Consider the following 8797-nt stretch of genomic DNA (forward strand, 5'->3'; position numbering starts at 1 on the left):
CCGGAGCACGGCAAGAAACAAATCCGCCTCGATTCCGGCATTGGCATCAAGCCCATTAGTAAAACCGGCTCCCAGCGCCTCGTGCGCCGCGCCATCCGCCATGCCCTACGGTTGCCCAAGGACAAGCAACAGGTGACCCTGGTGCATAAGGGCAACATCATGAAATATACCGAAGGGGCTTTTCGCGACTGGGGCTATGAGCTAGCCACCACGGAATTTCGGGCAGAATGTGTCACCGAGCGCGAGTCGTGGATTTTAGGTAACAAGGAAGCCAAACCTGACCTGAGCGTCGAAGACAATGCTCGCCAAGTGGAACCCGGCTACGATTCTCTAACGCCGGAGAAAAAGGCAGACATCTGTGGGGAAGTCAAAGCCGTCCTAGAAGGCATTTGGGACACCCACGGCAACGGGCAATGGAAGGAGAAGATCATGGTGAACGATCGCATCGCCGATAGCATCTTCCAGCAGATTCAAACCCGCCCCGATGAATATTCCATCCTGGCGACGATGAACCTAAATGGCGACTATTTATCGGATGCAGCAGCAGCGATCGTGGGCGGTCTGGGCATGGGGCCCGGTGCCAACATCGGCGACACCTGCGCCATCTTTGAAGCCACCCACGGCACGGCACCGAAGCACGCCGGTCTCGATCGCATTAACCCTGGCTCGGTGATTCTCTCTGGGGTGATGATGTTGGAATACATGGGCTGGCAGGAAGCGGCAGATTTGATTAAAAAGGGACTCGGGGAAGCGATCGCCAACCGCGAGGTCACCTATGATCTCGCCCGGATGATGACCCCACCGGTCAATCCACCGCTGAAATGCTCGGAGTTTGCCCAAGCGATCGTCCAGCGCTTCGAGTAGGATCACATCCAGTTCACCGGCTCAGCAACTATCCCTAGGATTTCAGGGCATGCTGCTGAGCCGTGAGCAGCTCTTGAATTCCCGTTTCTGCATAATCCAACATCTGGTTCAGTTGACCACGGTTGAAACAGTTTTCCTCCGCCGTGCCCTGGATTTCTAAGATATTCAACTGCTCATCCAAAACAACGTTTAAGTCCACATCCGCCGCCACATCTTCTGGATAGTTCAAGTCCAAAAACGGCTCTCCCTCCAGCAGACCCACAGAAACGGCAGCAACCTGTCGGCAAATGGGCGATCGCTCCAACTCTCCCTTGTCCAGCAGGGCTTGAATAGCATCGGCGAGAGCCACAAAGCCGCCGGTAATCGACGTGGTGCGGGTGCCCGCATCCGCTTGTAGAACATCCGCATCCACCGTTAGGGTGCGCTCCCCCAGCAGCTTCATATCCAGGGCAGACCGCAGACTGCGGCCAATCAGACGCTGAATTTCCTGGGTGCGCCCCGAGAGTTTCATCACCTCCCGCGCATGGCGCTGTGGGGTAGCACTGGGCAACATGCGATATTCCGCCGTCAGCCAGCCTTGACCCGATCCTTCCAAAAAGCGGGGCACGCCAGGCTGAATCGTGACGCTACAGAAGACTTGGGTATTGCCACAGTGGGCCAAAACCGACCCGGCTGCATAGTGGGTAAAGTGTCGCTCAAAGCGCACCGGACGCAGTTGATCTGCTGCCCGACCATCAGGACGTTGCCAAGCCATGCCTCTTTTCCTTGATTGTTTGCAAAGTTTCCTCAGACTATCTCGATCTGCTGAGGACAGCGCTAGAAGTGTCGCAAAAGTTGATGGTAGGGATGCTAGATCGATGGAATAGTGGGGCGATCGCTCTCCTCATACTCTAGTTGGCCGCCAAAAACTTATGCCCCTCACCCCCAGCCCCTCTCCCCGCAGGCAAGGGGAGCCGATTCACACCAGCCTCATACCTCAGGCCAGCGCCAGTTATAAGCATTCCATTCCGTCATCCCTTGAATCTCGTACTCCATACCATTTTCAAAGCGCACGATGCTGGTGAGGGACGGTTCGGCATTCATACCATCCACGGGCAGAGTCGATAGATTGACCACCGTGCAGGGAAACCAGGTTTCATCACAGGACGTGCCTTCCTGCACCCATTCCCATAGGCGGTTAGACACTTCAATGCGATCGCCCACATGCAAATGACGAGAGGTGTCATCCCGATTCAGGGCTTGATTGATATGGGCATCGGTGACTTGATTTAGCCATTGGGGCCCGTACTGATCGCGAATGAACTGCACCGACCCGGAATCTTGCCCCCGCAGCCAATCATTCAGCAGGGCGGCCCGCCAGCGAATGCCTTGCGCTTCCTGAGTCACTACAAACTGTAGGAGAGCTTGTCGGTGGGCATCGGTGAGAGCATCGAGGGGATTCTCTGTCGGGGCGATCGCAACTGAATCGAGGAATGATTCTGCCACCTGGGTCAAAATCTGCTTCTGTCGATCGTCTAATGGGCAGCCTTTCTCATCACATTGGGCAAAGGCGGTTCTCAAAAGTGCGTCAATTTCCGCTTGAGTCATCAATGCAAAGTATAGATAAACCCTAAGGTCAGTCAAAAACGGATGTATTGAACAGATAGCACCCTTGATGGCCCCAAGACAAGCGCGGCGATCGCCCTTGATCAAACCAGAGGTCGGCGCTTTGTTAGCAATTTCACGATAAGCTGAAAAGAATAATACCGATGAGCGATCGCCTTATTAGACGCTGGTTAACAGACAAAACCTGTTAGCCAGATTCTTGAAAACCTTCTTTCCTCGGAAGAGGAAACCGAAGACATGGAGCGGCCCCCCTCGCCTGCAGGGAAAGGGGTTGGGGGTGAGGGCCATCAACGTTTGTCAATTAACCAGCATTGGGAGTGGAGCCATGAAGTTTCGAGCCGTCATCACCGCAATTTTGGTAGGCGTCTTTTGGCTGATGAGTCAGGTGATCTCGTCTCCAGCCTATGCCCTTACGGAAGTTAAATTGACGGACGTATCTTACACCACCTGTCCAGAAGAGTTGGTTGATGGCAATGTCACCGCTGGGGGAGCCAGCCGCGAAGCGAAGTGCTACATGATCACCGGAACGGCCGTGAACACCTCCGGGCGACCGGTGCTGAATGCCGATGTATTTGGGCGAATTTATGACGCCAGCGGCAACCCCGTCATGCAAAACCGCACTAGGGTCGGCTCTATTGATGAGGTGCCGCCGGGAGAAAGTTCCTTTGAGCTGCGGATTACGGTGGCGGCAAACCAGTCAGAACCCTTACAGCTAGAACAGTTTAAGGCATCTGGCTTTACAGGACGAGTGCGGCGCTAGGCTAGGGTCGTCACGTTATCAAAATAATCTTGTAGGTGGCGATCGTTGTCGGCGCTGAGGTGCCCAATCGGCAACTCCGATCGCTCAAAAGCCTGCACGCCTTGGATTTCTAGCGTATCTTCCACCGCCGTTTTTCCACTGACCTGAACGGCGATCGCCACGCAGATAGAATGAAAGCGGCGATCGCGATCCGGGGCAGAGTAGACCCCCACGAGGCGATCCACCTTCATTAACTGCAGCCCCGTTTCCTCCACCAATTCTCGCTGGATGGTCGATTCAATCGTCTCGCCCCATTCCACCATGCCGCCGGGCAGCGCCCACTTACCGTTATCCCGCCGCTGGATGAGGACAATTCGCCCATCAGGCAACACCGGAATAATGCTGGTACCCGTAATCGGGTGATGAAAAATGAGCCCAAGGACAGACTGAAAAAGGTTCCACAACCGATTCATAACGTGTTAAGCATTGTTGAGTAGCAGCACAAGTGGTGCGCAGTCCATGTCTGTCATAGCGCATCTGATGGAGAACTGAACAGATTCCGTCTGCCCTGTTGACGAATGACATCAGGCGATCGGGTCAGCGCTGTCTAGATCTGCCAAGTCGGCCAAAACCTGGTCAGCGTGCTCTGCAGGCTTCACCTTACGATAGATTTTTTCGATGACGCCATCGGCACCAATAATAAACGTATGGCGCATCACACCCATATATTCCTTGCCCATAAACTTCTTCAGCCCATAGCTTTCATAGGCCGTAGCCACCGCCGCATCGCCATCACAAAGCAGGGGAAAGGGTAAGTCGTACTTGGTGGTGAATTTAGTATGGGCCTTAGCATCATCGGTGCTGACGCCAAACACAGCCACGTTTTGGGATTGCAGATCCGGGTAGCGATCGCGAAAACCACAGGCTTCTTTGGTGCAGCCGGGCGTGTTGTCGCGGGGGTAAAAATAGAGCACCACCCGCTGACCCCGTAGAGACGCAAGGCTAACGGTATTGCCATCGCCATCCTGCAGGGTAAAGTCAGGAGCCAGATCGCCGGGATTTAAGGGCATACAAAGAAGCAGAACAATAAAGACTAGAGTTCATTCTATCGGATGTCTGTCCTGGGTTGACCCAAAACGTTGGGCAGGTTACGCAGGGGCGATCGCTTAGAACGACGGGATCCTCCAGGTCACGATCACAAAAATCTAGATGGAGTTGCTACGTTTTGTACCATCACCCACAGATTTTCACGGAGAGAATTGCTGATTTTCAGCCTAGGCGCTTTGGAAAGGGCTCAATCGGTGGCATGATATTGAATTAGCATGGCTCAATTTTGTGTCTATCGTAGGCTGCGGTTATGGGGTTTGCAGATCTCTCGATTGTGGAAATAGCGGAAGACCACCACCTCTCGGTGGACAATGTTTTCCGGTTGTGCGATCGCTTGCAGATTTCCTACAAAACACCCCAGACTCGCCTGGCTTTGGAAGACGTGAAAGCGATTATTGAACTCATTGCCCAAGAAGGTGGACCTCCATCGTCCTAGGGCAATTCATCTGATTTTTGTACGCCATCTAACCTGGATGAGTACTTTGGCTTATTTGTTTCAGACAAAACATATCGGAGAATTGGCCTAGCACTGGGCACCTATGCCAAGTAGCCTGTTCTGGCGATAAGGTTGACATCCGGTCTTATAACAAATATTCCAGCCAGACGAGGATAACGAGCCAACGCGATCGCTAAGTTGGGGCCCATGTGGAGATTTCACCAAGCTACGTTTCCAAGGAGAACCATGTTCAAAAGACTCATTTGGCTTGTGGTCATGGCTGCATTCCTAACCTTCCAGACCTTTGTGGGAGTGGCAAATGCAGCAGAGTTAGACCTAGAGACCCGCACCATTCCGTTAAACGACAAGGGCGAAACCCTGGTGCTCAATCAATCTCAAGTGGTTGAGGGTAAGCGCCTATTTAACTATGCCTGTGGGCAATGCCATGCTGGGGGCGTCACCAAAACCAACTTCAACGTTGACCTAAGCCCGGCATCGTTGGCCCTAGCTACGCCTCCACGTACCAATGTGGAAGCGCTTGTAGACTACATGAAAGACCCCACCACCTACGATGGTCTGGAGTCGATCGCTGAGCTACACCCAGCTATGAGCAGCGCGGACGTGTTCCCCAAAATGCGGAACCTCACAGAGGATGATCTAGTGGCGATCGCCGGTCATATCTTGGTTCAGCCGAAGGTGCTCGGTGAGCGCTGGGGTGCTGGCAAGACTCGGTATAGCACCTAGACATCAAATCCAATCTCTAGACGAATGGCGCTGCCAACCGTTCTACCGCTGAGTAGGAGCATCTTGCTTAGATGTAGAGGGTGGGCAGCGCTTTGTCTATGGATCTGGTACGGATTTGGCATTTACCTCTGGTATTCGCCATCGAGTTTGACCAACCTATCGATTGACCAACGTTGCTGCTGGAATGCTTCACATCCCCAGCCAGCGTTATGATCGAAGCCGTGATCTGGTTTGACTGGCTATGATGTTAACTGTTTTCTCCCCTGCCCGCCGTCTGCTGCGCCGCTGTCTCATCCTAGGAGTGGCGATCGCCCTTTGGCTATCCCTGATCAGCCCTGCCCAAGCCGCATCCATCGATCCGTTCATTCGGCGATACTTTGATGCCGCCGAGCCCGTTGCGCTACCAGCCAATGCAGCAGGCGAAACCCAGCTCTTTTCAGCGGAAGATTTTGCTGCTGGCAAGGAGTTTTTTACCAGCACCTGCATTAATTGTCACGTTGGCGGAGCGACGCTACCGAACCCCACCGAATCCCTAGCGCTGGATGTCCTCAAAGGAGCCACGCCCTCTCGCGATAATATCCAAGCGATCGTCGCTTTTATGCGCCAACCCATGACCTACGACGGACAAGAGGTCTCGTTTTGGTGTCGGGAAGTGCCTGCTACCTGGCTGAGTGATGCAGAAGCAGAAACAGTGGCGGCCTTTGTGTTGCGAGCGGCAGAGAAAGCGCCAGGCTGGGGTACGAGCGAGTTTTAAGCGATCGCGACCGTCCCATAAGCCGCTAAATTAGGGCAGGAATTGTCCAGAAATTCTTAGGGATGTAACGTTGCCCCTACAAAACGGGATAGAATCGTAAAAGAATTCAATTCATAACGTCTGCGGCGTGGCGACGTACAGACGTTGAAAGGATCCCTGCGGGGGGACAACGAATGGCGGCTGAAAACGTCCTGTTTCGCTTCCCCACGTCAGGGCCGTCACGGGGGTAACCCCTGACTCCTAGCGTTGTATGCACTGCATCAACGGTGGGCCCACGCCACACGTCGAGTTATGCAAAGCGTTTCATACGAGATACCTATGAGATTGATTGCGTTGATGTCTAGAAGTTTGAGCGTGATGGTTTGCACCCTCGCGTTGGTTGCTACCACATTCCTGATGATGGCAGCACCTGCGTCTGCAGAAACCTTCACCGTTAAAATGGGCGCTGACAATGGAATGTTGGCGTTTGAACCCGCAAACCTCACCGTTAAGGCTGGGGACACTGTGAAATGGGTCAACAACAAGCTACCTCCCCACAACGTCATGTTTGAGGGCGATGGAGCCAAGTATTCCCATGACCAGTTGATGTTCTCTCCGGGTGAAGAATACGCGGTGACCTTTGATGAAGCCGGTCAGTTCAGCTACTACTGTGCGCCTCACCGGGGTGCTGGTATGGTTGGAAAAATCACGGTTGAATAAGGTTTAGATTGAGGAGCGATCGCTTCTGTCTAACCGAAGATGGGCGATCGCACCCCTAACACTTGAATAGATGAAGCATCCCCTGCGGTTAAAGCCCCTGTTGTTTTAACATCAGGGGATGTTTTTTGGCAGCAGTTTGTAGAATCAAGGTTGATGGAGGGGGAACGGTGTTTCCCTGCGGAACGCTGTAGGTTCTGAAGCTTCACCCCGCCCCAATATCGCACCAGAACGCCCCAACAGGTTCATTCAACAAGACGGAGGACATCATGGCCCATGCACGGTTTCATCTTGCCTTTCCCGTGGCCAACGTGGCCGATACCAAAACGTTTTATGCTGACGGCCTCGGCTGCCAGGTGGGTCGCGAGACCGCTCAATCGGTGATTCTTAACCTCATGGGGCATCAACTGGTGGCCCATGTCACCGAGGAGCCGATCCAGCCCCAGCGCGGCATTTATCCTCGCCATTTTGGTCTGGTATTTGATGCCGAAGCAGATTGGGAAGCGCTGCTAGAGCGATCGCAACGGGCAGGACTCACTTTCTACCAAGCTCCCAAGCGGCGCTTCCCTGGCTCCCTGCTCGACCATCGCACCTTTTTCCTGATCGATCCGTTTCAGAACCTGCTGGAATTTAAATACTATTGCCATCCAGAAGCCATCTTCGGCGCGGCGGAGTTGGCAGAAATTGGCGATCGCTAGACCGATCCTCAAGCAACCTCCCAGTACCAGTAGCGTGTGTTAGGCGCAGCCGTAACGCACTGTTCCGCAGAGCTTTAATGCGTTACGAGGCTGGGAGTGAAGGGAAACTCAGTACTAGTTAGATGCCGTTGGGTTACGCTGGCGCTAACCCAATCTACGAGAGAATCGAATTGCAGGAGTTTTGTCCATCCATTCGTAACCAGTCTCCCAAATCCTGTTAGTGAGGCCATCTAGGTAATCGGACAGGACAGCGCCGTTTCTACCAGGTTGATACAGCGAGGATCGGAGACCATCCAGCGATGGATCAACACGGGGACGGTTTGTTCTAAACCAATGCCCAACTGGGAGCTATTGGCAGGCAAGATCATCAGGTCATAGGGCGTCCAGATCGACGTGAATTGGATCTGCTTGAGTTGATGGGCATCGGCATTGAGCGATCGCAGAAAGTCGCTGTTATAGCTCAGTTGCTGACCGCCAACCGTGGGCCAAGCATTGCCCGTGAGGGTGCCGCGATGGGGAGCTGATAGGGTGATGAAACGCTGGACGCGGGTCAAACCACCCAAGCGCTGCAGATAATAGCGCCCGACAATGCCGCCCATGCTGAACCCCACCAGGTCGAAGGGTTGATCCGGAGCGATCGCTTCCTCTACATACTGGGCCACCTGCTGAGCCAGATCCTCCAGCGGCGCGTTGCCTAAGTTGGGGGACATATCCAAGGCGTGAACTGACCAGCCTTGCTGAGTTAGCTGCTGCCGCATGGTTGTAAAAATCTGCTGCTTATCAAAAATGCCGTGGAGCAGTAATACCGGATTGCGATCGCCCATCTGTCCTCCTCTGCCTAGATGTTTCACTAGGATGACTGCCTATTTACTGACTATCTGTATCAGCTATGTTCAGTGTAGAAGTCTGTCAGAGCTTTGGCACCAGCACCCGGACGCTTTGGCAACTGACTCTATCCCCTGGTTGACTAGACAAAAAGACCCTCACCCCAAACCCCTCTCCCAGGTCGGTAGAGGGGCTTTGAACGTACCTGCACCTTTCTGGCTCCCCTTCTCCCCTTGTGGGAGAAGGAGCTGGGGGATGAGGGGACATGATGAGGCAACCCATAAGCTCTATCCCCTAGGCGAAAGCGCTAGGATTGACCTTGAAGCCTG

12 protein-coding genes are annotated in these 8797 nt (G+C 53.8%); 7 read left to right on the plus strand and 5 right to left on the minus strand.

What is annotated here, in order from left to right; translation table 11 throughout:
* The coding region (locus tag V6D20_12420) for an isocitrate/isopropylmalate family dehydrogenase (GenBank protein HEY9816584.1) at window positions 1–864 on the plus strand (864 nt) is incomplete at its 5' end.
* A gap of 34 nt (window positions 865–898) precedes the next feature.
* Here the strand turns inward: V6D20_12420 and rph are convergent.
* Window positions 899–1618, minus strand: coding sequence for a ribonuclease PH (gene rph / locus V6D20_12425; protein ID HEY9816585.1), 720 nt, complete (start codon window positions 1616–1618; stop codon window positions 899–901).
* Between the two features lie 215 nt (window positions 1619–1833).
* Window positions 1834–2451, minus strand: a complete 618-nt coding sequence (locus V6D20_12430; GenBank protein ID HEY9816586.1) for a hypothetical protein — start codon at window positions 2449–2451, stop codon at window positions 1834–1836.
* A 343-nt stretch (window positions 2452–2794) separates the two neighbouring features.
* Between V6D20_12430 and V6D20_12435 the strand changes: the two genes are divergently transcribed.
* Entirely contained in the window at window positions 2795–3229 is a 435-nt protein-coding gene (locus V6D20_12435; protein HEY9816587.1) for an FxLYD domain-containing protein, read from the plus strand.
* Here the strand turns inward: V6D20_12435 and V6D20_12440 are convergent.
* On the minus strand, window positions 3226–3681 hold the full coding sequence (locus tag V6D20_12440) for an NUDIX hydrolase (protein ID HEY9816588.1): 456 nt from the start codon (window positions 3679–3681) through the stop codon (window positions 3226–3228). The genes V6D20_12435 and V6D20_12440 overlap by 4 nt on opposite strands.
* Window positions 3682–3792: 111 nt before the next feature.
* Window positions 3793–4278: a thioredoxin-dependent thiol peroxidase gene (gene bcp, locus V6D20_12445; GenBank protein ID HEY9816589.1), complete on the minus strand. Its 486-nt coding sequence runs from the start codon at window positions 4276–4278 to the stop codon at window positions 3793–3795.
* A gap of 287 nt (window positions 4279–4565) precedes the next feature.
* On the opposite strand from bcp, the gene V6D20_12450 reads away from it, so the two are divergent.
* The 5 genes from V6D20_12450 (at window position 4566) to V6D20_12470 (ending at window position 7643) form a co-directional block, all read left to right on the plus strand.
* A complete protein-coding gene (locus tag V6D20_12450; protein ID HEY9816590.1) occupies window positions 4566–4751 on the plus strand; it encodes a hypothetical protein in 186 nt (61 codons plus the stop codon).
* A 246-nt stretch (window positions 4752–4997) separates the two neighbouring features.
* Window positions 4998–5495: a photosystem II cytochrome c-550 gene (psbV, locus tag V6D20_12455; GenBank protein HEY9816591.1), complete on the plus strand. Its 498-nt coding sequence runs from the start codon at window positions 4998–5000 to the stop codon at window positions 5493–5495.
* 241 nt (window positions 5496–5736) lie between these two features.
* Window positions 5737–6249 (plus strand): photosystem II cytochrome PsbV2, encoded by a 513-nt coding sequence (gene psbV2, locus V6D20_12460; GenBank protein HEY9816592.1) that lies wholly within the window; start codon window positions 5737–5739, stop codon window positions 6247–6249.
* A gap of 318 nt (window positions 6250–6567) precedes the next feature.
* Window positions 6568–6948, plus strand: coding sequence for a plastocyanin (gene petE, locus V6D20_12465; protein ID HEY9816593.1), 381 nt, complete (start codon window positions 6568–6570; stop codon window positions 6946–6948).
* Between the two features lie 266 nt (window positions 6949–7214).
* On the plus strand, window positions 7215–7643 hold the full coding sequence (locus tag V6D20_12470) for a VOC family protein (protein HEY9816594.1): 429 nt from the start codon (window positions 7215–7217) through the stop codon (window positions 7641–7643).
* Between the two features lie 230 nt (window positions 7644–7873).
* Here the strand turns inward: V6D20_12470 and V6D20_12475 are convergent, their stop codons facing one another.
* Window positions 7874–8467 (minus strand): triacylglycerol lipase, encoded by a 594-nt coding sequence (locus V6D20_12475; GenBank protein HEY9816595.1) that lies wholly within the window; start codon window positions 8465–8467, stop codon window positions 7874–7876.
* Window positions 8468–8797 lie beyond the last annotated feature (330 nt).

This window comes from Candidatus Obscuribacterales bacterium (assembly GCA_036703605.1).
Taxonomy (GTDB): domain Bacteria; phylum Cyanobacteriota; class Cyanobacteriia; order RECH01; family RECH01; genus RECH01.

Coding starts and splice junctions, on each gene's coding strand:
- psbV2 (HEY9816592.1), top strand. CDS start 5,737: ATGATGTTAACTGTTTTCTCCCCTGCCCGCCGTCTGCTGCGCCGCTGT.
- petE (HEY9816593.1), top strand. CDS start 6,568: ATGAGATTGATTGCGTTGATGTCTAGAAGTTTGAGCGTGATGGTTTGC.
- psbV (HEY9816591.1), top strand. CDS start 4,998: ATGTTCAAAAGACTCATTTGGCTTGTGGTCATGGCTGCATTCCTAACC.
- V6D20_12430 (HEY9816586.1), bottom strand. CDS start 2,451: ATGACTCAAGCGGAAATTGACGCACTTTTGAGAACCGCCTTTGCCCAA.
- bcp (HEY9816589.1), bottom strand. CDS start 4,278: ATGCCCTTAAATCCCGGCGATCTGGCTCCTGACTTTACCCTGCAGGAT.
- rph (HEY9816585.1), bottom strand. CDS start 1,618: ATGGCTTGGCAACGTCCTGATGGTCGGGCAGCAGATCAACTGCGTCCG.
- V6D20_12435 (HEY9816587.1), top strand. CDS start 2,795: ATGAAGTTTCGAGCCGTCATCACCGCAATTTTGGTAGGCGTCTTTTGG.
- V6D20_12475 (HEY9816595.1), bottom strand. CDS start 8,467: ATGGGCGATCGCAATCCGGTATTACTGCTCCACGGCATTTTTGATAAG.
- V6D20_12450 (HEY9816590.1), top strand. CDS start 4,566: ATGGGGTTTGCAGATCTCTCGATTGTGGAAATAGCGGAAGACCACCAC.
- V6D20_12440 (HEY9816588.1), bottom strand. CDS start 3,681: ATGAATCGGTTGTGGAACCTTTTTCAGTCTGTCCTTGGGCTCATTTTT.
- V6D20_12470 (HEY9816594.1), top strand. CDS start 7,215: ATGGCCCATGCACGGTTTCATCTTGCCTTTCCCGTGGCCAACGTGGCC.